The organism is Candidatus Galacturonatibacter soehngenii (assembly GCF_008830185.1).
GTDB lineage: Bacteria > Bacillota > Clostridia > Lachnospirales > Lachnospiraceae > Lachnotalea > Lachnotalea soehngenii.
On record NZ_WAGX01000005.1, the window covers coordinates 1,489,823 to 1,514,059 of the forward strand.

A 24,237-nucleotide genomic window follows, 5' to 3' on the forward strand; every position below is an offset into this window, starting at 1 on the left:
GTCTTTCTTATATATAAGCAAAAATGTTTATTTTTTATTTACAACAGCTGTCGATAACTCCTTACTTGCTTGATGAATACTTTCCATTAATTGAAATACCTCTTTAATTTTTTCATCCTGCTGCATTATTGTTGCTGTCATTTCTTCGCTAAATGCAGAATGCTCTTCCGAAACGGCAGCAATACTTTCTGACTCAGCACTGATGTTTTTAAAAATTTCCATAGTAGTATCAAACATTTTCATTTCTTCCATTATTTTATGATCAATCTGATGAAAAGACGCTTGAATATTTTGAAAACTTTCACTTACTTCCTTAACAATTAAGTTTCCTTTCTGAATTGCGCTATCTCCGTTTTGTACCTCTATTAATGCACTTTTGGTCTTTTTTTGTATTTTTCTGATGATTTCATATATAGAACTTGCCGTTTTTGAACTTTGCTCTGCCAATATTTTCACTTCATCTGCAACTACAGCAAAACCTTTCCCTTGTTCTCCTGCTCTTGCAGCCTCAATTGAGGCATTTAAAGCTAATAAATTGGTTTGGGATGCTATATTGGTAATACCTTCTAAAAATCCATTTACCTCATTCATGTCTGCTTCTAATTCCATAACAGTGGTTAAAGATTCTCCAATTGCAACATTAATCTGCTTCATTTGATCTGTCATTTTTGAAATATTTTCTGGACCTAGGGATACTACTTTCAAGGTATTCAATGAAATGTCTGATATTTCTTTTGTTATATGGCTTGTTTCATGAAATAGATTCATTGCTTTAGCAATCATTTCATTCATACATGAAATGTTATTTGCCTGATCCAAATTCCCTTTTGCAACCTCGTCAACTGTAACTAAAATCCCACTACTCATATCATCAACGGATTGTAAATTACCATAAGATTTTTCAATATCTCGATTCAACTGAGCGGTGTTTTGTTCTATAAGATTTAAGGTGCTTTGTAACTGCCACAATACATTTTTAGTCTGTTCTTCGCTTTTCATTGATTCAAAAATCAGCTTACTACTCCATTTTGTTATAAAAAATAAGCTAATATCGGCTATGGTAAAATAAGATGCTACCATTATAGTTTCATAAAACCCATAATTTACTTTCAATAAAATTAAGAGGGTAATTCCTGTTATGATACTTGATAGAATGAAAAGTTTTCGCTCAAAAAACATGGTTGCCAATAGTAAAACCAAAACATAAAAGAAACAAATGTAAATTCTAGATTCAGCTGGCATATTAATAATTTGAACCGTTAAAAATATTAAAACACCGCAAATTAGTATGTAGCTTATAATCTGCTGTCCCTTTTTCAAAAGATGTAGAATACTAGATATAATAAGCAAAACAAATAAGGGTGCAACTGCAATCTTAACAAAAATTTTTCCACTTACCGCAATGTATCCAATATTAACAAGTAAATATATCCATAAAATAATAAGTAATACTTTATTTACCTTTTTTCTATGTTCCAGCAAAATATTTTCTTTCATTATGTATCCCTCCATACATTGTATTACACCTCACTTTTTATTGATTAATAAATTAATTTATCAGATAAGGCTTCTATTTAATGCTACAAAGCTACAACAGCTCCTCAGGCTTTTTAATCTTGGTCAATTGTTGATTCAAAGCCACTATCATTTCTGTCTTTACAGAGTTTCCTCCCTGTTTCAATAACTTTTCTAATGTAAAACGATTCGTCATTTGCTGCATTGCTTCTGTAATTTCTACGCCCTTGGCCATATCTCCCATAGCCGCAGATGCCTGCTCCATTACTGCCTCAACAAGAGCTGCTCCTGCAGGTGACTTCTTAATATCTCCTATCGTATCCTTAATCGAATAATATCCTGGAATAACTTCCATGCCGGGTTCTTCGAACCAGTTACATATTGCCGAACCTTTTAATATGTAATCTGGATTTGGTTTATCCACTTTACGAATCCTTATTTCATCTCTATATGCACCACTTATCGCCTCAATATGGTGTTCACCATGAATAGGGATTTGAAAGGTAAATATATGGGAACCTGCTTTTTCTTCCATTTGCTGGCCATCTACATAAAGTACGATTTTAGTTTGATTACTATACACCTTAATTTCCGTAATCTCTTCTGTTCTATCAACGTAACGTCTACCACATAGATGTACAAAAGGCTCCTTGCTCCACCATGCTTTATAAATATAATATGCATCTTTTTTCACCTTACGGTCAAAGGTAACAAGTCCCTTATGATTTACGCCATTGTCACCCGCTTCTTCCCTACCATCTGCTGCAAAATCAAACATATTCCATACAAAAGTTGACCATAAATAAGGACGTGTAGAAAACATTTTTAACATATGTTCATGATACAATGCCTGATACTGTTCTGTATAATCTCCCTTTTGTGGATTTGGTGACTGCAGCTTGTAAAAAGTATCTGCACCATATTCAGAAAGTCCAATGACACGATTTGGATATTTTTCATGGAATTCATCAAAGAACTTATCATTATCCTCCAATTCTCCCACATACCAGCCATAATACAAATTATAAGACATAATATCAGGAATATCCAAAAGAGGGCTATCTGTCTCTAGCATAAATAGATTAGCCATTGTAGTGACACGGCTTGAATCCATTTTATGAACCAAATCATTTAAAACTTTATGATTTTCTAATAAGTCATCTGTTACCCCCATTAAGCTAATCTCATTTGACAACGCCCAACAGATAATTGACGGATGATTATAATTTTGTGCAATCAGTTCTTTCATCTGTGAGATTGTATTTTCTTTAGCCATTGGTAAATGGGTGGAAATGTAGGGGATCTCTGCCCAAACGATAACTCCATTTTTATCACAAAGATCATAAAAATACTGATCATGTTGATAATGTGCTAAGCGGATTGCATTTGCTCCCATGGAGAGAATCAATTCCATATCTTCTTCATGCATTTCGTGTGTTAAAGCATTTCCTACCCCTTTCCTATCTTGATGGCGGGATACTCCATGGAGCGGATAAGATTCTCCATTTAAGAAAAAGCCCTTTTCAGGATTAAATGAATAGGTACGGCAGCCGAAAGATGTGGTAACCTCATCAACAACTGTGTCTTTTACTAGCAACTCTGCTTTTGCCTGATATAGATAGGGATCTATTCTTCCATTCCAAAGATGAACATTTGGAATCTTAACGATTATAGATGCTTTTTTCTTATTATGATTAATCGCACTTATGGTGTCATCTTCACATACAATAGTATCTACCCCCTCAATGCTAAATCTTACTTTATCTGCATCCCCTACAAAATACACTTCCACGAAAACAAAAGCATCATTCTCTTTTATTTCTGGCGTAACTTTTATTCCAAGTCCTCCATAATAATCTAAGTCAAAATGCTGTTTTGACACAATAATAAGATTGACATCTCGGTAAATACCACCATAGAAAGTAAAATCTGCACGTTGTGGATATACTCTCTGATTAGGAGCATTATCTACTTTGACTTCTATTTCGTTAACATCCTTTAAGTAATCTGTAATATTCACTCGAAATGTAGAATAGCCGCCGTCATGTTGTGTGCAGAATTCTCCATTCATAAAAATTTCTGCGCTGGAATTTACTCCATTGAATTCTAAATATACTTGATCTTCTACATTAAACTTTGGTTTTACAAATTTTTTCTTATATATACATGTGCCGCGAAAATAGTCATTTCCTCCGTCTTGCCCGTCAGTGGCATTCCATGTATGTGGCAAATTTACTTGTATTGATGATTCTCCCTCTTTCCAAAAATCCCATTCCGTGTTAAATTTCTTAATAATTCTCATAGTATTTCCTTTCATATTTACTTTTTTATACTAAAGTTGCACTCAATTTTTTCATTTTAATAGAATTACCTTCCAATATTAATTATATCAACTTGAAAAAATTGGCTGGTTTAAAAAATAGACAAAATGTTAATAATTTTGTTGTTCTTTTACAAACATTATAGAAAAAGACTGCGTATCTTCAAATCTGAAATAGCAGTCTTTCTATTCTTCTAAGTTTTACTTTTCTTCCAACAATACTGTTGTTCCTTGGGTTATTCCATTTTCATTAAATGCATCTACACGAACATAATACTGCCTTCCTTTTACCAATGCCCCAACTCTTTGACTTTCACCATATACCATGTAGCTGTGATATAACTTATTTGGTCTGTGTCCCCATAGAATGTTATAACCCGTAGCACCATTTGGCTCTATATCAACCTGCATATCTAGGTCATTCGTCCTTAGCGCCTTGAACTTTGGTATGTGTGGTTTTTCCCCATGCCCTTTTCCAAAAACACGAAATCCTGATATACAAGGCTTTTGTTCATAAGGTACTTCTATAACGGTTAACTTCAGATAACGTACTCGTATTCCTTCTTCCCTCACAATAAAATCATGGGATAACTCTGTATCTACTTCAGATTTATCTTCTACCACAAAATAATTCTTACCATCTGCAGAGCCCTTTAATATCCACCTTGTAACAAGATCAGCTTCTTCAATATATCTAGCTTGAGTTGTTCCACGAATCTTACCTGGCGTAGGGATACTAATTTTATCATCAGCAAAATTAATCTGGACAGCGTTCACATCATAGATTTGACCTAAATCAACTTGAATCCATTCTCCTTTACTAGCAGAATCAGCCCTCCACCATGTCTTAATATCTTCATTAATAGCTAGAGATGGTTCATGACCTACATCATAAGAAGAGGCTGTAGCTGATTTTCCAAAGCTTAAAAGATACCATGTTGGGTCATTCCATGGATTCATTTTCCTTTCGTCTACTTTCTGTGGCCAGTCCCCATATCTTTGATTACAGAATAATTCGCCATCTTCATCAAAACCTGCCGGCCAAATACCTACGCGTCGTTCAAATTGATGGTTTACACTAATTCGAATTGTCCCTGTATGCCATAGGTTCCCATAATAATCCCACTCCGTAGAACCATGCCCGGCACCTGGGGCAAATCCCCCTGGTTTATAAGAGTATGGATTGTTTTCTGCCAGTTTAAATGGACCTAGTGGACTATCAGAGATATAAACTCCATCACCATAAGAATTATACTCCGTACCCGGGCAGGCATATTGAAGGTAATATTTCCCCTTATACTTATTCATCCAGGCTCCTTCAATAAATGGTTTCCTTGAAAACATTCCCTTGATAAGAGAAATTAAATCAGCTGGTAGATTTTCTTGCGTATTGCCTTGTGATTTTAGAAACTGTTGGTAATACATTTCTATTTCTTCCTCTGATCTTGGAAATTCGCAGTTATCAACTCCCATTCTTTCGTAGCCAATAGAAAATGGATGTCCTGAAATAAGTTCTATTTTCTCACCAATTGGCTGCATAGTCTCTCTATTTAATTCCACTCCCCAGATTGGGGTAATATTCGAACATCCCCAATAAAAGTATATACGGCCATCATCATCTGCAAATAAATGGGGATCCCAAAAATCAAATGTTCCAAGTATCTCTTCATAAGGACCTTCTAAAATATCTTTGGTCCGATAATAATTACAGATTTCTCCACGCTTAGAAGCACAAAAATAAACATAATCTCCAATTACACGTACATCTGGTGCATAATCATATAATGGAAGATTTTTTGGTAATTTGTGATTGATCCACGAAACCAAATCCTCCGATACCCATACTCCTAATGTCATAGATGCAAATATGTAATATTTACCTTTAAAGCGAATCATAGAAGGATCAGCAGCTTCTCTTGCCACCTCAATCCCCTTCTTTCTTTGATCATCATTAAATTGATAACGGTAATTAATATTTACTGGATTACAAAAGTATTTCATAATCTTCTCCCTTTCTTATTATGTTTAAACATTTTAACTCGTATCATTTTCGTGCTTGCAAGTGAAATATGACTACGTTGTAATAAAAATTTTATTCTGCATGCAACATATACATATTTTAAACCAGCTTTGAAACATTTGGAGTTTATAATTTCGTTTTTCTGTTAGTATATTAGATATCCTTTATTTATCTCCAAACTTCAATTTTATGTACTCTGCACTAACCTGAAGACTTTTAATTGGATCTTTATCCACCCAATTCCTATGAGTCTCCAATATGACACACTCTACTCCATTTTTTAAAGCTATGGCTGATAGAGTATCCAAATCCATATTTCCATACCCCAATTCCGTTGCATTTTCTTTCAAAATTGGTGTCATATAAGGACCTGATTTGCTACACCCACGATCATTAATGTGCCATAATTTTATTCTATTTCCAAGACGCTCCATCAGAGCTGAAACATTTGCACCACCATCTGCCATCCAGTAACTATCAAATTCGAAGTTGATATATTTAGGATCTGTTTCTTCAATGATAACGTCATATGCTGTTTTTCCATTGGCAACCTTTTGTAATTCACAATTATGATTATGATACAAAAGACGTATTCCTTCCTTTGAAAGAGCCTGTCCTGCCTGGTTCAGACGCTTTGCTAGTTCCTTAACATCCTTATGATTACTATAATCAAATTTGTACATACCAGTAATCACTACAATATCTGTTCCAAAACTTTTTGCTTTTTGGGCTATCGCTTCTGAATCTCTCTCAATGCTTGCCAAATCACTGTGCAGACTTACAACCTTTAAACCACTTTCCTTTATAAGCTTTGCCCAATCAAGTTTGCCACCGTTCCCAATTGGCATCCCTGAGAATTTTGTCATCATTTTTACCAAAAAAGAGGCTTTGTGAATCATAAAATCATTTAATTCAATGGCATCATAACCTGCATCTTTAATATCCTGTAATGTCTGTAATGCCTCTTTATAAGTATTACACTTTGTTCCAATCATAATCTGCTGAACTGCTGTCGTAATATTTTTTGACTTACTATTATTTATTACATCTTCTTGTTTTGCATGCTTTGTAGAATTTGATTTTGGTATGGAATTATATCGTACACCTTCCTTTGCCTTGCAACCTGTCATAAATATTGTCATGCACATAATAAACATAATTATTTTCTTCACTATCCATTACTCCTTCTATTGATTTCTTTCATTTGTACTTTATAATAATATCAACATATGTTGATTTTGCAACCGACAGATGTTTCAAAAGTGTTGATTGGAGGATAGGCCATGCATAAAAAAAGTATTATCAATCAAAGAGTCATGTTAACCAAACGCTTGATTCATGAGGCTTTATTAGAAATGTTAAAAACTTACAACATTAAAAAAATTTCCATACGCGAATTGTGTCAAGTAGCCAGGATAAATCGTACTACCTTTTATAATCATTATGGGAGTCAATATGATGTATTAAACGAAATCGCTCAGACTTATATACAAAATACTTCATTTACCATTTTAAATGATATGTCAAAAAGCAAGAGCATTGATGAGTGTTTGACTCAGGTTCTACAATATATAAAAGACAATCTTGAATTTGCAAAGCTGGTGTTAGAGCAAGACAACTATGATTTATTAACACAAATCGCACTTTCTCTTCCACAGTTTGATCAGCTGATCATAGAACATCTACCCAAAGACCTTGATTTGGATAAAAAAAAGGCAATTGCTTCCTTTGTTCAGCACGGAACAGTTAGACTTGTTAAAGAGTGGATTTTTTCGGATTGCTTGAAATCCCCAGAAGAAGAAGCCCAATTAATATTATACATTGTAGGAAGAACAATAGGCATGAAGTACTAGAAAAGAAACTTATTCATATTTTTTACATGGTTAAATCTGTGTTTCATCACTTATGTTACATGCTTTCGCAACATAAAAGTGCGAAGCATTAATAAATGCAACTTAAAATTGCTTGCTTTGCTAAAAATTGGAGATATAATAAAGTATAAGGGGGTGATAACATGAATTTGAGGTAAACATACAGTACTTACATGTGGTAGAAAGAGGAGGGTGCTTAAATTATGTAACAATCAACCGATATACCTATGACGATTTTGCCTTTGAAAGTCCATTTAAAATAGGTAACAAAGAATACATGAAAATATATGTTGCGATTAAATAAAAAGAGGGGTAGCTTATGAAGATTGGGGCTGGATTAAAATTTGGTGGTTACGCATGGCGTGTTCTCGATATGAAAGATGAGAAAGCTTTGATATTAGCAGAGGAAATAATCGAGCAACGTGATTATCACAATAAATCTGTAGACATTACTTGGAAAGACTGTGAATTGAGGAGATATCTTAATGAGAACTTTTACAATCAATTGAGCAAGAATGACCAAGAAAGAATAGTTGAAACAGTAAACACCAATCCTAGTAACTTGTGGTATAAGGCAGACGGCGGCGAAGATACTATCGATAAGATATTTTTATTATCCATTGATGATGTTGTTAGAAAATATTTTGGTGATAGTAGTCGATTGCTAGATTATCCTGGTAAGAATCAAAGATATTGGTTTCAAAGAAAAGATGAGAACAATATGAAACGAAAGTCAACATTTTTAAATTGTTCTTGGTGGTGGTGGCTTCGTACACCAGGAAAGAATAATCGTGTAGCCGTTTATATACATGGTGACGGCAACATTGGTATACAAGGTAATGGGATTTCAAAACGTAATACAAATATAATTCATCGGTTAACCAATGACAATAGAGGTGGGGTTCGCCCAGCTCTTTGGATAAAAATGTAAATATAAGGAGGTTATATATGAGTAAATTTGAAGAAGGAATGAAGATTCTTAACGAAAGATTTGGAAACAATAAGGACAATGTAATTTCTCTTGCTACAATCTCACTTGAACAAAGTGAGGATGGTAAACCTCGTCCATGTGTGCGTGATGTAGATGCCTATTATGAAGATGGTGTGTTTTACATCGTTACGTATGCACTATCCAATAAGGTAAAGCAAATAAGTGCTAACCCTGAAGTGTCAATTTCAGTTAATTTCGAAGATTTTTTTAGTAGTGGAATAGGGAAAAATTTAGGATGGGTGCTAGATCCCAGCAATGCTCAAATAAGGGACAAACTACGTATTGCCTTTAAAGACTGGTACGATTTTGCTAACAACGAAAATGATAAAAATTGTTGTTTTCTGGCTATCTATTTGACAAAAGGCACACTTCGAATTGATCATGGTGCTGAGTTTTATCACTTTGATTTTGAAAATAAGTCGGCTACATAAATATTTTACATATTATTTTCTTCGGAGTTTAATTTTGTTGTACCATAGCTCAGGGCAGTTATGTGACAGTCTTGAGCTATAATTCGCCTAAATAACAAGTTGATAATTGCTGAATACTTTCGTCTACAATAAATAACATAGAGCCTTTAGAAAAAGGACACGGATAGTTTTACCCATGCCCTCTGTACTCTTATTTTTGTTAAATAAACCGTATTGTTTATTTAAACCAATTCTTTAAACTTCCCATAACTCACTGCAATATCAATATCTTTGATAGAATTAAAATCTCGTTCCTCTGTATGCCTACATACAAAACAATTACCCATAATAATTTCTAGAATAATCCCTCTAGATAAGCTTTGTCTTACCTTTATCTTCGTTATTATGGTGTAGACACCATAGGTTCTTCAGATATTTTAATTATTTCTTGTGGTATTATAGAATCATCAACAAAATAGTATTTTTCATCAACACCAAATATCGTTGCAATGCTATTTCCATCGACTTCAAAGGTAACAAAACCTCCTTTATCAATTTTACAGGTACCTTGGGCTAATACCTCATTATTAATATTATACCATTGGAATTCACCTTCCTCTTCATTTGCATCGCCTGCTGAAGGTAGAATTACTGCCAAATATTCTGTTTTATCCAAATCTCGAATATTAAATTGATATGTACCATACCAATCACCTTTTTTTATTTGCATTGATTGTAAAGTAAGTGAATAAACTATTATCGAACTAATCACACCTGTGACTAGTATTGATAGTAGATATATCATAACCATTTTTTTATTTCTAAACAAATAATCACCTTTTCTCTTTCTTTATTGCTTTACTAAAGCAGAATACGATTTAACTGTTTCATATGATTTAGAATAAACACTTGGTTTTTCCCAGGAACCCCATTTACCGTTCTTTTTATGACGATACTGTATGAACTTGATAGTTGGTTTTATGTATTTTTTAGCTTTTATTATGTAATATCCTGATGAATCTGCTTTAAGAGCTTTTCCATAATATGAATTATATGTTTTTCCTAATGGAACATCAAAACTTACACTTGCTGACACATTTGCATACTCTACTCCAAGTCCCACTCCAAATGAAATTGATACTTTTTTACCAACACTTTCTCCATAAAATAACGAATCCTCTTTTTTTACATAAGTTCCATTAGTAGGTTGCCCTTCAACTGCTTTAAAACTTGTTCATGCCGGATTTTTGATAACTATAATGACTCTTCTGTGTTGTCCAGTAAATCACATTCTTTAAAGTAATTGTAGAACATCAAGATTGTAATATATTACAAAACTCCCATTTGAAAAGAACCAATAATCCCCTTCACTCGATATCAATCTTTTTCTTGTAAAATATTTCTTAATAATTCAGCATTTTTGTATTCAAAAGAAGAACACTTCAACATAAGCAGTTATATACATTATTTCTATTCAATTAATTGTTCTTCTGTCCCATCATTTTTTTGTAAAGTTGCACTTATTAATCGCTCTTCAGAATCATAACTAGTTAATATCGTTACATCATCTATCCTGTAAATATAAACAGAAAGTCCTGATCCTATATCCTCTTTGGGTTCTCCTAGTAACTCATCAACATCATTTTTTATCATATTTTTAGTTAATTTATATGTATTATCATTAGCCGTATCATTTTCCTTATTATTTGATTTACAAGATACAATTAATAGCGACAATAACATAATACCCATTAATATAATTATTTTATATTTTTTCATATTATTTTACCAAATCTTTTCTAAATATATTTATTTATACGTTATTAGTTTACCATATAAAACCCACAAAATGTAGAATAAGAATAATGTATTCCCGCTTTATAAGTTCCACTTTTATTTGTGTAAACTTCAACATAATTTCTGTTACATGTTTGTGGATTAGATATTTTATTGCCTAAAGCCTCTAAATTTGTTACAGCAGTCAAACCAGGCTTATGAGACCAATATCCATTTGAGTTTTGCTCATGTTCTCATATAATCTCCCTCTTATTATTTATTTAATATTTTTATTTTAAATCAAATCATATATATAGACAAGTTATTTTCATCTACTTATATCGATACTTGTTACAGATAATAGTATGCCAGATAAAGCATTATTATAGAAATTCTAAAAATTATATCATTATTGGCACTGCTAACAATAATTGTTGTATCAAGTAATACAACTGTTATTGCAGCAAAATTACTACCGGCTGGTGAAAGTGAATGGGCATATAGCCCAAGTACATGGAATGATACAGCTAAAACAAAGTCTAATTGTTATCAATTTGCAATGCTTAAAGCTTCTTCAGCAAAGGACAAGTTTAAATTACAACCAGGATATACATCAGAACAAACATTTACAGAATTAACCGAAAAAAGCTATACTTTAATCACTTGATTTTTTTTCTCTAAAATGATAATTAAAAATATAATTATCATCATATATACAAAATCCAAAAACTGATATGACCTTTGAAATGCATTTTCTTTCATATTCTTTAATTTATATCCATCAATTTCAACATAATCCAATCTTTCAAGCATAAGTTCTCTAACAACTATTCTTATCAAAAAAACAAGCACAACACCCATTAAGAATAAAGAATTTACAAATTCATGCTTAATTGTCAAATATAAAAAAATAAATGCAATATATGATGCAACATATATCGCACCACTAGTACTATAAATTAATTTTATGCCTATACTACTTATAAATTTTTTAATGTTCATATATACTTCAGTCCATTTCATTTATTTATATCCTTTTACTCCCACTCCTTTAATTTTGTGAAATTTATTTTATCAAATAAGTTTTTATGCATTACAATTGTAGCTTTTGAAGGATACTTAAATTTTATCTTGCTAATCTTAAATGACCATATGAGCAACTCCAAAAGCTCCTGTTCTGTTATTGTATCATACTCCTTAAAACGTGTTATTCCCGAACCAAATAATGGTATAACCACCGATCTCCCAGAATAAATTATATCAATCTCATTCCAAAAGCTAAGTAAAAAATTGACATAATCATTCATATACAAGTATGCTCTATTATCATCATCAAATTTTGTAAAAGCTGTAAATATATAATCTCCATCCAAATATAAGCTACCTAATTTATATTTTTGTTTCTTACCAAGTTTTCTCTAATCATTTATATCTGTTTTCCATTTTTCTAAACGAATATCATTTGCAATTCTATCATCTAAATCTGATACATTATCTTTATAATTATTAATGATATATTTCACATAATCCTTCCATATCAACAAGTATCCTATCTATTTTATTCATAGTTTCATAGTTTGCTCGATCCATTTTCTTATCCTCCAATATTTATATTGTTCTATGTTCTTTCATACTGATTGCATACTTTGCATAGTTAGGTAATTCATAATTTACCCAAATAAACTCTTCTCCAATATCCTTCTTACAACAATTGTTTACTTCTTGGAATATATTAATTAAAATGGTATTCTGCTTTTATTGCAATGTCTCCTCTCCCACTCAATCTGCTTTCAAACCACAACATTAGTTATTCAACCATTCCTCTTTATATCAGGAGTATCTATTTCCCTCCCTATTAAACCATAATCTACTCCTCAATTTGGGGAGTAATTATATTATATTCATATTATTGCTTGTAAAATATATCCAACCAGTTTTACTATCTGTATTTCATTCTTTTTCTACCTCTGTAACACTGTTAATTATTTTTTTCCTTGTATCTATTTTTGTAAAAATAGGCTCGGTATTTTTATTTCCTGTATTTCTTGAAATCCTAAGCCTATTCTTATTTTTATTTTGTTGTTTCAGTGTATAAAACATAAGACTTTGTAAGCATTTCATTTTTCCTTGCTTCCTCCATCTATCCTCTTTTCTCCCTTCTATCTCTTGGCTGTCCAACAATTACGTTAACCGTATCTTAATTAACTTTTTTCTTTCTCAAAACTACAAATTTTCAGTTCGGTAAACTTGTGGTTTCCTTTTTTCCTCTTTACCCTAACCATTTACAACCCATACTATTTTGACCCTGATTTCCCCCCTTTAAACCTTAAATAAACCCATTCCAAATCATTCTATCCTTTTGGTTTTATCCTTTTTCCTTTATCCCTACTCTCCCAATCTTTTAAACTCTTCCATACATTCTCCGCAAATGATAGAAATATCCTTGGTAGTACGGCACTTATTTCCACAACTTGGACACATCCAGTTCCTTGTACTACTCTTTTTCTTTCTGTTCCCACCAGATAAACCATTTGTAGAATCATTCCCTCCACTGCCACCAACATAATTCACCTCTGTACCCCGATTTAGTTCCATTGGCTTTCCAAGTCTATACTCTTCAATTACCTGTTTTAATTGTTCCGATGGTGTTGTCTTGGAGTAGCCAATGTATTTTACATATTCCACATGAATCCCATGATTTTCTGCGATGTCTCTAAAATTTTTATTATGATATCTCCCATCCTTACTTGTATCAGCTATTCCTTTTATCTTTGCATATAAATGACACATCTCATGGGCTATGGTTGCCGCTATGTTTTCAAAGGCTCTGTCTAAATGCTCTGCAGAAAGATTGATTTCATGGTAACGCTCCTCCTCTGCTTTCCATACTGGTGATACAGTAAAGTGTCCATATGTTTTGGGGGAAGACTGAATGGTAAGAATCACCTTTGGTAATTCCCCTTGATAGAAAGTATTATTTAATACCTCATATGTTTTTTCACTTATTTGTTGCATTTCTTGTAACATATTTTATCAACTCCTTTTATAGGAATTTCACTTATATGCTTCTTTTTGCAAGTACACTAACAATTCATTGCATAGAAAAGGACATGAATATTTTTACCCATGTCCTCTAAACTTTTATTTCTGTTTTAAATAAACCGTTCTGTTTATATTATTTTATCAAGTTTTATATTAAAATTGAAATAATCTCCTGCAAAACTCTCATTTCCCTCACTACTCCTTAAAATCAAAAAGACCAACAAACCCTCTCGAGTCCATTGGTCAAATCTTCTAAATGTAAATTATATAATACCAGCTAAATCTTTTTGTTCTCTAGATTTCTAAAAAAATACTTATTTATAATAAAGTTAACCAATAGCAATATATATGCAAACAAAAAAGTATAAATGAAATTAAATGGTGTCAAACAACCAAATATTACAGCTACTAAAGAAAATGTCATAATAATTCTATGATACTTCTTATATCTTTCAAAAACGCTAACTCTAGCAACAAAATAATAAGCTACTATATATAATATTATTAAAAAAATCATTATATCCATTGAATTTTCTCCTTAATTTCCAAAACAAAGTTTGTTTACATCTAATGTATTTAAATTATTAAAGTCATTATAACTTTCACTAAAACGTTCCTTTATTTCCTCACATGACACTAACGGATCAATACTCTTAGCTAAAGCTATAGCACCAGTTACAATTGCTACCGCAAGTGAAGTTCCATCCGAATAATTATAAGTATTCTCAGGCATAAGAGAATATATATCTGCACCTGGTGCATATATATCAATGTCATTACCATAACCTGAAAATTCATATATATCCCCAGACTCTGTAATTCCACCTACACAAATTATATTAGATAAATTGTAGCATGCTGGATATACGGGTGTCAAATCTAAATTTTCATAATTCTTCCCACCTGAACAAACGAAAATGGCATCTTGATATGATTGAATCACCTCATATAGTTCTTCACTATACTGATTTGTATCCCAACTACAATTAAATAATCTAACCCCCACGTCATATCCATATTCAATGGCTTTAATTACATCTTCAATGCTTCCTTCCGACCCTCTAAAACATTTTAAAGGAAGATATCTTATATTTGGAGCTATCCCATAATCTTTATCTGTAAGGATACCTGCAATCATAGTCCCATGATAATCCGAGGTAAACGCAGTATATATATCATTAGTATTATCATAAAAATTCCATCCATTTATATCATCTACATAGCCATTACCATCATCATCAATTTCATTATCTGCTATTTCATTATAATTTATATAAATAGAATCTTTTATATTTTTGTTAGTAATATCCACACCACTATCAATTATACCAACTATAATATCTTGATTACCAGTCGTTTGACTCCACACATTATTAATATTAATTCCAAATTGAGTATTTTCCATCCACCATTGAGTATTTACATTTTTGTTATTACTTGAACAAGCTGTCATTATACTCACTAAACATATAATGGTTAAAATTTTTTTCTTCATAGTTAATAATAAATACTATTATTTGTATCATCTGTATCAGTCGTTTGGTATGAAGCCTTTACACTTACTGTTACCGATGGCGATGATGATACACTGACCGAGCCAGGTGCTAACACCTTATGACAATACTTTGATATAACCTGCGCTTTTTTTCCTGTATATCCTGATTGGGTTAAATTAAGGACTATCTTTCCACTTTTAGCATATGCAATATTTGAAAGCGAAGAACTATATGCTTGACTAAAGCTATATTTACATCCTTTAGAAGCCGTACCATCAGCTGAAGCATTCTTTGTTCCCTTAGCCGCTCCCCATGTAAATGATGGCAATACACCTTTCATATTATAATATGAAATACTCTTAGATGAAGTACTATACGTATAACCTCCACTCCAAGCAACTCCTATCGTATCAGTAAATCCCCATGGATAATAACACTTAAGCCAACTAAAGGATTCTGTTACCTTATAGTTAGAGTTAGTACGCTTACCATTTTTGTAAGTTGAATTATTAACTACGGTTTGAGTAAAGCTTAATTTTGATGACGAAATAGTAGAAGATAATGTAACTTTGTCATCATCCTTAATAGCTTTATATGGTTTATAATTGCTTTGTTTTCTTAAAGCTTTTCTTAATAATGCTACTTCACCATCATTTAAATTGTATTCTTTTTTTATTTGATTATTACTCATATTTTCAAATGACTTAAACTGTTTTTTAATTTCTTTTGCTTTTTGTTTACTAAGTCCACACTGACTAACCAACTCTTCTTCTGATAAATTTGCGAGTACTTCAATATTCTGTAATTCGTCAAAAGTATATACTCCTGTTGAAATTTGCACAGAATCAGAGTCTTCTTCCAAAGCATCTGCTACTTCACTAATGGTATCCATCGAAAGATCTTGAATATCTGCCTCACTGTAACCATTTTCCTTTATTACAGATATATCATCTTGATACCTATCATTCAATAATTCTTTATTTTCCACCTCGCGATAAACGGTATTATTATTAATAATCACATTACTCTCTATGTCTTTAGCATGAACATTAGTATAACTTGTAATTGTTATACATGCTATAAGAACCAATGATATTTTTCCTTTGTTTTTCATTCTATACTCCCTCTCTTTTCTTTAATTATCTTAAGTTCCAAATATTATTATATATATTTTCTTTAATTATTAAATAGAAAAAGCACCAATAGACGATTTGAAAGCATAAATGGATTTATTATATAAAATCTGTGTAATTGTAAACTTGTTTTATATTTTAGTTAACAATTTAAGTCAAATAAAAAATTTTCTTAAATAACTCTCATTTCCCTCATTGCTCCCCCAAACACAAAAAAGACCAACAAACCCTCTCGAGTCCATTGGTCAAATTTTTAAAATCTTGTGTCAAAGTTGTGTCAAATCACTCCACCCAACTTCTCAAACCCTTGTAAATACTGGGTTTAATCCATTGTGTAAGGCATTAAAGCGATATGTCTTGCTCTCTTAATTGCAACAGTAAGAGCTCTCTGATGTTTTGCACAGTTTCCTGTGATTCTTCTAGGAAGAATTTTACCTCTTTCAGATACATATCTTTTTAATTTATTTACATCTTTGTATTCGATTGAACTATCTTTTCCACAGAATACACAAACTTTTTTTCTTCTACGCATAGGTCTTCTTTTAAATTGACCTTCTGGTCTTTCAGTCTTTTGGTAAGCCATAATGAAACCTCCTTATATGAAATTTATTTCAACGATTAGTTAAATGGTAATTCTTCATCAATACCGTCAGGTATATTCATAAAACCATCTCCGATTGCTGATGTAGGTGATGGTTTAGCTGCCGCCTGATAGCCACCCTCGCTGGTAGCACCTTTGCTCTCTGCAAATTCGTGCTCTTCTACAACGATATCTGTTGTATATACCTTCTGACCATCTTTATTTGTATAGCTTCCTGTTTGGATACGTCCTGTTACTGCAATTTTCATACCCTGACGTAAGTATTTTTCAGCAAACTCTGCTGATTTTCCAAATGCAACACAGTTAATGAAATCCGCACTCTGTTCACCGTCTCTTTTAAATCTACGATCAACTGCTAGACTATATCTGGCAACTGCTGTAGCGTTATCGCCTTGAGAATATCTTACTTCTGGGTCTCTTGTCAAACGTCCCATTAAAATTACTTTATTCATAATTTACCTCCATCGACACGCGTCTTGCAGTTTTGGCAAATGTGCTATCACACATTTCAGTATCAGACGCTTTACATTCATTTATTATTATCTATTTTGCATCCTGTCTTACGCATAAATATCTAATAACAGATTCCATGATACGAACGTTTTTTTCAACTTCGTTAGGACAATCTGAATTAGATTCGAATTGGATGAAGTAGAAGAATCCTTCTTTCATTTTCTGAATTTCGTAAGCTAATCTTTTCTTACCCCATTCATCAACGTTAGTAACTGTTCCGCCAAAACGTGTAATGTATTCTTTTACCTTTTCAACAGATGCTACTCTTACTTCGTCCTCAACTTTTGCATTAAGAACAATTGCTAATTCATATTTGTTCATGTTCTAGTACCTCCTTTTGGTCTCTGGCCCCTTATCTTGTAAGGAACAAGGAAATTTATAATATATCACGAATAATTATGATACCATATCTTGTCTATATTATCAAGCTTTTTTACGCAATTCTTTTGTATTCTTTTCGACTAATTTTCGTGCAATCATCACTTGATGAGAGCATCCTAAACATTTGAGCCGAAAGTCAGCCCCTACTCTTAAAATTTCCCACTCAAAGCTTCCGCAGGGATGTTTTTTCTTTAATTTAACAATGTCACCTACTTCATAGTTATGCTTTACATCCATATCCATTCTCTCCTAATAAATTATTTCAAATCATGTAAACTCTGATAATACTTCACCTATTTTCCCCGAAATCAGCAAGTTCGCACGTTGATCCATAGGCGTTGCGTCTTTGTTAATCAACACCAGCTTATCTTTTTTATAATAGTCTATAAGCCCTGCTGCTGGATAAACATTAAGAGAAGTACCACCAATGATTAATACCTGTGCTTGGTTGATATATCTTACCGCCTCGGAAATAATATGTTGATCAAGTCCCTCTTCATATAATACGACATCTGGCTTAATTCTTCCACCGCATTCGCAGGTTGGAATCTCTTTAGCAGAAAGAATAAAGTCTGCGTCATAAAGCTTTTTGCACCTTTGACAATAATTCCTATGCACAGACCCATGCAATTCTAACACATTTTTACTTCCAGCCATTTGATGTAAACCATCAATATTTTGTGTAATGACCGCCTTTAATTTACCCAACTGTTCAAGTCTTGCAAGTGCCTTATGTGCATTGTTTGGTTTTGCAGATAGGCATATCATCTTATTTTTATAAAATCGATAAAATTCTTGCGGCTTCCTCTGAAAAAAACTGTGACTTAATATTGTTTCAGGTGGATAATCGTATTCCTGATTATAAAGTCCATCCACACTTCGAAAATCAGGAATTCCGCTTTCAGTCGATACGCCCGCGCCACCAAAAAACACAATATTATCACTATTTTGAATTAACTCTTTAAGTTGCGCTCTATCCTCTTTCATCTTTTATTCACCCTTCATTTATAAATACATCGGTATAATAAACATTCTTAAGCAAACCACACAAACCAAAATAATCCAAGCACTAATTGCAAATAAAATTGGTTGTCTTATTTTTTCTTTTTTAACAAATCGGTTGATTACCTTGTGAATTCCTATTGAAACAAAATACATAAGTGAAACCAACATAGGAAGGCTATATCTTCCTTGTGGCTGATAATCATAAGAATATGCAGCCCAAATGTTCAACACATTTGGAATAATCATGCATAAAAACATGTTAAAATGTAGTAGTATCACTTGCTTGTCATTTAACCTTGTCAAATAGCTTCTATTCTTTTGTGGTATAAACATACCCAATAGGCCGATAACAATTAGAACCAAGTATCCATAGTATATCCAATCATAAACACCAACTGCCATATTTCCAAACATCGCAATAAAGCTTTTTGATGTTAATACAATAAAGTTAGAGTGTCTTAACATATACCAAATGGAATATCCTTGATTATAAAACGTTTCATGAATCGACGGTTTTAAAGAATCAATGGCATAAATCTCTGCATATTCATCTCGTATTCTAAGTCCAAGAAAATCACCATCATAGATGATATAGCTTCGAATAAACCACCATCCAATTCCTATTAATACAATAATAGAAATGATACTTCCCTTTTTTAAAAGTAAAACCCAATCGATCTTTATCTTATATTTTTGTAGCTGCACATAACAAAATAAAAATAAAATCATACTGCACAAAATATACCCATATGCATTATAATAGGACATCGCACAAAGAATGATACCGATTGCCAAGACAATACACGATTTGATATCCCAATTATTTTCACATCCTTTTATCCAGGAATATACAATTAACACAGTAGATAAAAGAGCCATAGAGTCTGTGTTAACATACGTGTGCATAAATAGCTGCATAGGTAGTAGCACCACCAAGAGCGTAAATAGCCATTGTGAAAGAGCCGCTTTAAATATAAGCTTTGATAGCTTTCTTGTATATAACGCCATAAGCGTCCCAAGGATAATATTGACGAATCTGGCACATAGTAATAATAAAAATCCATTCATTGTAAAATAGGAACCTATTTTTACAAAGATAGCGGATAATATGTAAGGCAATATGGGCTGAAACGCATAGGAAAATCCCCAAGTCCTGTCTAGTATTTCTGGGTCTCCTCCGTGAGGAAGTTTCAAATGTACAAATATATACTGGACAATTGAATATCTCATTTTTTCATCTGGTCCCCCACCTAATGGCTGAATCACCGTCCATCCAATCAGCAAGAGAAGTATACCTATTATAAATATTCGATCTAAATATTTTTCTTTATCGGTAAACCATCTTTCCATAATATCCCCTTTTTTGTTTTTTTATAATCAAATAAAACCATCATTCCTATTTCTCCAATATGGAATGATGGCTTCGCAATTGCGGGGGCAGGATTTGAACCTACGACCTTCGGGTTATGAGCCCGACGAGCTTCCAGACTGCTCCACCCCGCGTTAATACTAAAATATGAATTTATATAGTTGCTTAATTCATATCGAACATTATATATTATATAACTCAACTTATGTTTTGTCAAGTATATTGCCCTATTTCATTATATGCAATAGATATATTTCTATTACATATTTTTTTATTTTTATAAAAAAATTCGTATCCTTTAATCCGCAGCATAAATTATTGTTGAAAAATGTTGATATTGATAACATTATCATGTAATATTAAAATAAATTATTTATAAAAAAAATATAAAGATTTAACTAAGTTGAAAGGTATCCTATGAAGGTAGAAGATTTATTTATAAAATGGGCATATAATAATACATACAAAAATTTTTTAAAAGAAAACAAAGATAAAATTATTCAACTAAATATGTCCTCCTTAAATACATTAAATAATGTTGCTGTTTTTATTTTTGGAATCCTTTGCTTGTATAGCAAGCTAACAAACGATTATGCAGGCCTGTTTGGTGCATATCTTTTCTATTTTATCATATTTATTGTAATCAATATTCTATGTAAACATATCATGTATTTTGAGTGTATTATATCTGACTACTTTTTATATTTTGTAATTGCTTTAATTTATGCATTTGGAATCTATATTGGTTGCTTTAATAAGCTTAATATCGCTTCCGTCATGTTTCCTGTATTTCTAATCTGTCTACCTATGATATTTATATTACCTACTATTGAAATAAATATTTTTAATTTGATTTTTATTGCTATATTTTTATTTTATTCTATGCAACATAAGTCAAATACCGTACTCTTTATTGACCAAACCAATATACTTGCATGTTTTTTTATCAGTGCCGTTACTTCTTACACCATAAATTGTTCTCGCATGAAAGAAATTTCCTCTAGTCAAAAACTAGAAATGGTCTGTAATACTGATGAATTAACCAGTCTTCACAATCGAAGAAGCTTTAATCAATATATCATTAGTATATTTGATAAAACACCTGCTAATCGGCTTACATTAATGATGATCGATATTGATAATTTTAAAGATTATAATGATTGCTATGGTCATTTATGCGGAGATAATTGCCTTGTTACAATTGGTGAAATCTTTAAAAAATTTGAATCGAATCATGACTGTTACATAGCTCGTTACGGCGGTGAAGAATTTGTATTAGTAGATACGAAGCATACCCTGCAAGAAGCAGTCACAATTGCCAAAGAGCTAATACATATCATATCAGAAGCAAACATTGAACATCTAAAATCAAGTTATAAAAAAATAACATTAAGTATTGGTATCTCTTGCAAAGCTACTTCAAATGTAACAAGTTACATTGATTTAATTAATTTGGCAGATGACGCATTGTATCAGGCAAAAAGTAATGGAAAAAACACCTATATGATTGCAACACATTCTGCATCTAGTATGAAGCTAATTGATTAACTGCCCTATGTTTTCATAAGGCAGTTTTTCTATTAATATGTAAATCGTTCAAGTTCCTTTATTAATGTAATCGAAATGTGGTCTATTACCATTCCACTTTGTGCAAAGTAATGTCAAAACTTATGTCTTCCCTCTTTTCCTCTTCTTACACTGCTTCTAACTCTTTTCCATTGCATTTTCTATCACCATGAATATATCGTTTTGCGCTCTTACCATAGCTGCTGTGTTCTTGGTAGAAGGCTTTTCACCTTCTTCATACATATTAGCCCACCAATCAGTCATTACAAAACCATCATAGTTTCATTCACCTCTTAAAATAACAGTAACTAAATCATAGTTTCTTGCAGTAAAATTCCATTGATTGCCCCATATGTGGTCATAACTGAGTAAGCATTTCCTTGTTTGATTACAATTTCAAATCCTTTGAGATAAATTTTTCTTAATGCTCTTTCTGAAATAATAGAGTTAAACAAAATGAAAACATAGGATAATTTCCTATTTGTAATGTGCACTATTTTTACACTGACAAAAACAAAAGCTTCAAATCCATAATTATTGAATTTGAAGCTTCATAAGAGAGGCGACAACCAGATTTGAACTGGTGATGAGGGTGTTGCAGACCCGTGCCTTACCACTTGGCTATGTCGCCAAATATTTAATTAATATGACTCCAAGGGGATTTGAACCCCTGTTACCGCCGTGAAAGGGCGGTGTCTTAACCGCTTGACCATGGAGCCTAAGCTAAACTCCCTGAGTAGGGCTCGAACCTACAACACCACGGTTAACAGCCGTGTGCTCTACCATTGAGCTATCAAGGATTAAAGGTTATACCTTCAAAACTGCACATGAAATTCGAATAATGTATGACGACTCTCTTAGCAAGCTCTCACCTGCTAAGCTCTTTGGTCATGCCCTCGACCGATTAGTAACAGTCAGCTACATGCATTACTGCACTTCTACCTCTGTCCTATCTACCTTGTAGTCTTCAAGGGGTCTTACTAGCCTGCGCTATGGGATATCTCATCTTGAGGGGGGCTTCACGCTTAGATGCCTTCAGCGTTTATCCCTTCCGAACTTGGCTACTCTGCCATGCCTTTGGTAGACAACAGATACACCAGCGGTTCGTCCAACCCGGTCCTCTCGTACTAAGGTCAGCTCCTCTCAAATATCCTGCGCCCGTGCCGGATAGGGACCGAACTGTCTCACGACGTTCTGAACCCAGCTCGCGTACCGCTTTAATGGGCGAACAGCCCAACCCTTGGGACCTACTTCAGCCCCAGGATGCGATGAGCCGACATCGAGGTGCCAAACCACTCCGTCGATGTGAACTCTTGGGAGTGATAAGCCTGTTATCCCCAGGGTAGCTTTTATCCGTTGAGCGATGGCAATCCCACTTTATACCACCGGATCACTAAGTCCTAGTTTCCTACCTGCTCCACCCGTCGGTGTCACAGTCAAGCTCCCTTATGCCTTTGCACTCTGCGAATGGTTTCCAACCATTCTGAGGGAACCTTTGAGCGCCTCCGATACTCTTTCGGAGGCGACCGCCCCAGTCAAACTCCCCGCCTGACATTGTCCTCCCACCAGTTTATGGTGGCTAGTTAGAAATCCAATACTGCAAGGGCGGTATCCCAACAACGACTCTGGTATGACTGGCGTCATACCTTCCTAGTCTCCCGCCTATCCTGTACATGCAGTACCGAATCCCAGTATCAAACTGGAGTAAAGCTCCATGGGGTCTTTCCGTCCTGGCACGGGTAACCAGCATCTTCACTGGTACTTCAATTTCACCGGGTGCATTGTCGAGACAGTGCCCAAATCATTACGCCTTTCGTGCGGGTCGGAACTTACCCGACAAGGAATTTCGCTACCTTAGGACCGTTATAGTTACGGCCGCCGTTTACTGGGGCTTAAGTTCAAAGCTTCGCTTGCGCTAACCTCTCCCCTTAACCTTCCAGCACCGGGCAGGCGTCAGCCCATATACCTCACCTTTCGGTTTTGCATAGACCTGTGTTTTTGCTAAACAGTTGCTTGGGCCAATTCTCTGCGGCCTGGCTTTCACCAGGCACCCCTTCTCCCGAAGTTACGGGGTCATTTTGCCGAGTTCCTTAACAATGCTTCTCCCGTCGGCCTTAGGATTCTCTCCTCATCCACCTGTGTCGGTTTACGGTACGGGTACAATAAAAACAATAGCGGCTTTTCTTGGCAGCTAGCTCACACACTTCCCTACTTTAATTTCGGTCCAC

Annotated in this window: 24 protein-coding genes, 4 tRNA genes, 1 rRNA gene and 1 pseudogene; 5 read left to right on the forward strand and 25 right to left on the reverse strand. The window is 33.4% G+C overall.

Annotated features, from left to right (window positions below; all coding sequences use genetic code 11):
* Window positions 1-27: 27 nt before the first annotated feature.
* The 4 genes from F7O84_RS14240 to F7O84_RS14255 all read right to left on the reverse strand — a co-directional run bounded on the left by F7O84_RS14240 (window position 28) and on the right by F7O84_RS14255 (window position 7,027).
* On the reverse strand, window positions 28-1,497 hold the full coding sequence (locus F7O84_RS14240) for a methyl-accepting chemotaxis protein (protein ID WP_192451765.1): 1,470 nt from the start codon (window positions 1,495-1,497) through the stop codon (window positions 28-30).
* 91 nt (window positions 1,498-1,588) lie between these two features.
* Window positions 1,589-3,817 (reverse strand): glycoside hydrolase family 2 protein, encoded by a 2,229-nt coding sequence (locus F7O84_RS14245; RefSeq protein ID WP_151146527.1) that lies wholly within the window; start codon window positions 3,815-3,817, stop codon window positions 1,589-1,591.
* A gap of 219 nt (window positions 3,818-4,036) precedes the next feature.
* Window positions 4,037-5,836: a family 43 glycosylhydrolase gene (locus tag F7O84_RS14250; RefSeq protein WP_151146530.1), complete on the reverse strand. Its 1,800-nt coding sequence runs from the start codon at window positions 5,834-5,836 to the stop codon at window positions 4,037-4,039.
* 183 nt (window positions 5,837-6,019) lie between these two features.
* Window positions 6,020-7,027: a sugar phosphate isomerase/epimerase family protein gene (locus F7O84_RS14255; protein ID WP_320411226.1), complete on the reverse strand. Its 1,008-nt coding sequence runs from the start codon at window positions 7,025-7,027 to the stop codon at window positions 6,020-6,022.
* Between the two features lie 111 nt (window positions 7,028-7,138).
* Between F7O84_RS14255 and F7O84_RS14260 the strand changes: the two genes are divergently transcribed.
* The 3 genes from F7O84_RS14260 to F7O84_RS14270 all read left to right on the forward strand — a co-directional run bounded on the left by F7O84_RS14260 (window position 7,139) and on the right by F7O84_RS14270 (window position 9,148).
* Window positions 7,139-7,708, forward strand: a complete 570-nt coding sequence (locus F7O84_RS14260; protein WP_151146534.1) for a TetR/AcrR family transcriptional regulator — start codon at window positions 7,139-7,141, stop codon at window positions 7,706-7,708.
* A 337-nt stretch (window positions 7,709-8,045) separates the two neighbouring features.
* Window positions 8,046-8,657 (forward strand): DUF6273 domain-containing protein, encoded by a 612-nt coding sequence (locus tag F7O84_RS14265; RefSeq protein WP_151146536.1) that lies wholly within the window; start codon window positions 8,046-8,048, stop codon window positions 8,655-8,657.
* 17 nt (window positions 8,658-8,674) lie between these two features.
* Window positions 8,675-9,148: a pyridoxamine 5'-phosphate oxidase family protein gene (locus tag F7O84_RS14270; RefSeq protein WP_151146539.1), complete on the forward strand. Its 474-nt coding sequence runs from the start codon at window positions 8,675-8,677 to the stop codon at window positions 9,146-9,148.
* Window positions 9,149-9,530: 382 nt separating this feature from the next.
* On the opposite strand, the gene F7O84_RS14275 is transcribed toward F7O84_RS14270, so the two are convergent.
* The 3 genes from F7O84_RS14275 to F7O84_RS14285 form a co-directional block, all read right to left on the reverse strand.
* Window positions 9,531-9,932, reverse strand: coding sequence for a hypothetical protein (locus F7O84_RS14275; protein ID WP_151146542.1), 402 nt, complete (start codon window positions 9,930-9,932; stop codon window positions 9,531-9,533).
* 45 nt (window positions 9,933-9,977) lie between these two features.
* Window positions 9,978-10,250 carry a hypothetical protein gene (locus F7O84_RS14280; RefSeq protein ID WP_151146545.1) on the reverse strand — a complete coding sequence of 91 codons (273 nt, stop codon included), beginning with the start codon at window positions 10,248-10,250 and terminating at the stop codon, window positions 9,978-9,980.
* A 347-nt stretch (window positions 10,251-10,597) separates the two neighbouring features.
* Window positions 10,598-10,906 (reverse strand): hypothetical protein, encoded by a 309-nt coding sequence (locus tag F7O84_RS14285; RefSeq protein ID WP_151146548.1) that lies wholly within the window; start codon window positions 10,904-10,906, stop codon window positions 10,598-10,600.
* A gap of 409 nt (window positions 10,907-11,315) precedes the next feature.
* Between F7O84_RS14285 and F7O84_RS14290 the strand changes: the two genes are divergently transcribed.
* Entirely contained in the window at window positions 11,316-11,570 is a 255-nt protein-coding gene (locus tag F7O84_RS14290; protein WP_151146551.1) for a hypothetical protein, read from the forward strand.
* On the opposite strand, the gene F7O84_RS14295 is transcribed toward F7O84_RS14290, so the two are convergent.
* The 14 genes and pseudogenes from F7O84_RS14295 to F7O84_RS14350 all read right to left on the reverse strand — a co-directional run bounded on the left by F7O84_RS14295 (window position 11,552) and on the right by F7O84_RS14350 (window position 20,577).
* Window positions 11,552-11,926 carry a hypothetical protein gene (locus F7O84_RS14295; protein WP_151146553.1) on the reverse strand — a complete coding sequence of 125 codons (375 nt, stop codon included), beginning with the start codon at window positions 11,924-11,926 and terminating at the stop codon, window positions 11,552-11,554. The two genes, F7O84_RS14290 and F7O84_RS14295, sit on opposite strands and share 19 nt — an antisense overlap.
* A 14-nt stretch (window positions 11,927-11,940) precedes the next feature.
* Window positions 11,941-12,300 (reverse strand): annotated as a pseudogene (locus tag F7O84_RS14300) (macro domain-containing protein); the annotation flags it as partial.
* 21 nt (window positions 12,301-12,321) lie between these two features.
* The gene (locus tag F7O84_RS19390; RefSeq protein WP_279238003.1) at window positions 12,322-12,444 is read right to left on the reverse strand and encodes a hypothetical protein; all 123 of its coding nucleotides are present in this window, start codon (window positions 12,442-12,444) and stop codon (window positions 12,322-12,324) included.
* 409 nt (window positions 12,445-12,853) lie between these two features.
* Window positions 12,854-13,024 (reverse strand): hypothetical protein, encoded by a 171-nt coding sequence (locus F7O84_RS19040; RefSeq protein WP_192451766.1) that lies wholly within the window; start codon window positions 13,022-13,024, stop codon window positions 12,854-12,856.
* Between the two features lie 264 nt (window positions 13,025-13,288).
* Complete coding sequence (locus tag F7O84_RS14305; RefSeq protein WP_151146559.1) at window positions 13,289-13,930, reverse strand: SprT-like domain-containing protein; 642 nt, start codon at window positions 13,928-13,930, stop codon at window positions 13,289-13,291.
* Window positions 13,931-14,483: 553 nt separating this feature from the next.
* Complete coding sequence (locus tag F7O84_RS14310) at window positions 14,484-15,398, reverse strand: S8 family serine peptidase (RefSeq protein ID WP_192451767.1); 915 nt, start codon at window positions 15,396-15,398, stop codon at window positions 14,484-14,486.
* A gap of 44 nt (window positions 15,399-15,442) precedes the next feature.
* Window positions 15,443-16,555, reverse strand: a complete 1,113-nt coding sequence (locus F7O84_RS14315; protein WP_151146563.1) for a hypothetical protein — start codon at window positions 16,553-16,555, stop codon at window positions 15,443-15,445.
* Window positions 16,556-16,896: 341 nt separating this feature from the next.
* A complete protein-coding gene (gene rpsR, locus F7O84_RS14320) occupies window positions 16,897-17,157 on the reverse strand; it encodes a 30S ribosomal protein S18 (protein WP_151146566.1) in 261 nt (86 codons plus the stop codon).
* A gap of 35 nt (window positions 17,158-17,192) precedes the next feature.
* A complete protein-coding gene (locus F7O84_RS14325; RefSeq protein ID WP_151146568.1) occupies window positions 17,193-17,627 on the reverse strand; it encodes a single-stranded DNA-binding protein in 435 nt (144 codons plus the stop codon).
* Window positions 17,628-17,718: 91 nt separating this feature from the next.
* Window positions 17,719-18,009 (reverse strand): 30S ribosomal protein S6, encoded by a 291-nt coding sequence (rpsF, locus tag F7O84_RS14330; protein WP_151146570.1) that lies wholly within the window; start codon window positions 18,007-18,009, stop codon window positions 17,719-17,721.
* A 102-nt stretch (window positions 18,010-18,111) separates the two neighbouring features.
* Window positions 18,112-18,306 (reverse strand): DUF951 domain-containing protein, encoded by a 195-nt coding sequence (locus F7O84_RS14335; RefSeq protein WP_151146572.1) that lies wholly within the window; start codon window positions 18,304-18,306, stop codon window positions 18,112-18,114.
* Between the two features lie 30 nt (window positions 18,307-18,336).
* Window positions 18,337-19,056, reverse strand: coding sequence for an NAD-dependent protein deacylase (locus tag F7O84_RS14340; RefSeq protein ID WP_151146573.1), 720 nt, complete (start codon window positions 19,054-19,056; stop codon window positions 18,337-18,339).
* An 18-nt stretch (window positions 19,057-19,074) separates the two neighbouring features.
* Entirely contained in the window at window positions 19,075-20,424 is a 1,350-nt protein-coding gene (locus F7O84_RS14345) for a hypothetical protein (protein WP_151146576.1), read from the reverse strand.
* Between the two features lie 79 nt (window positions 20,425-20,503).
* Window positions 20,504-20,577, reverse strand: a tRNA-Met gene (locus F7O84_RS14350).
* Between the two features lie 283 nt (window positions 20,578-20,860).
* On the opposite strand from F7O84_RS14350, the gene F7O84_RS14355 reads away from it, so the two are divergent.
* Window positions 20,861-21,991: a GGDEF domain-containing protein gene (locus tag F7O84_RS14355; RefSeq protein ID WP_151146578.1), complete on the forward strand. Its 1,131-nt coding sequence runs from the start codon at window positions 20,861-20,863 to the stop codon at window positions 21,989-21,991.
* A 578-nt stretch (window positions 21,992-22,569) separates the two neighbouring features.
* Here F7O84_RS14355 and F7O84_RS14365 read toward each other — a convergent pair.
* From F7O84_RS14365 to F7O84_RS14380, 4 genes are all read right to left on the reverse strand, one after another.
* Window positions 22,570-22,640: transfer RNA gene (locus F7O84_RS14365), tRNA-Cys, on the reverse strand.
* 16 nt (window positions 22,641-22,656) lie between these two features.
* Window positions 22,657-22,728, reverse strand: a tRNA-Glu gene (locus F7O84_RS14370).
* A gap of 9 nt (window positions 22,729-22,737) precedes the next feature.
* Window positions 22,738-22,809, reverse strand: a tRNA-Asn gene (locus tag F7O84_RS14375).
* 84 nt (window positions 22,810-22,893) lie between these two features.
* Window positions 22,894-24,237: ribosomal RNA gene (locus tag F7O84_RS14380) — 23S ribosomal RNA — on the reverse strand; the annotation flags it as partial.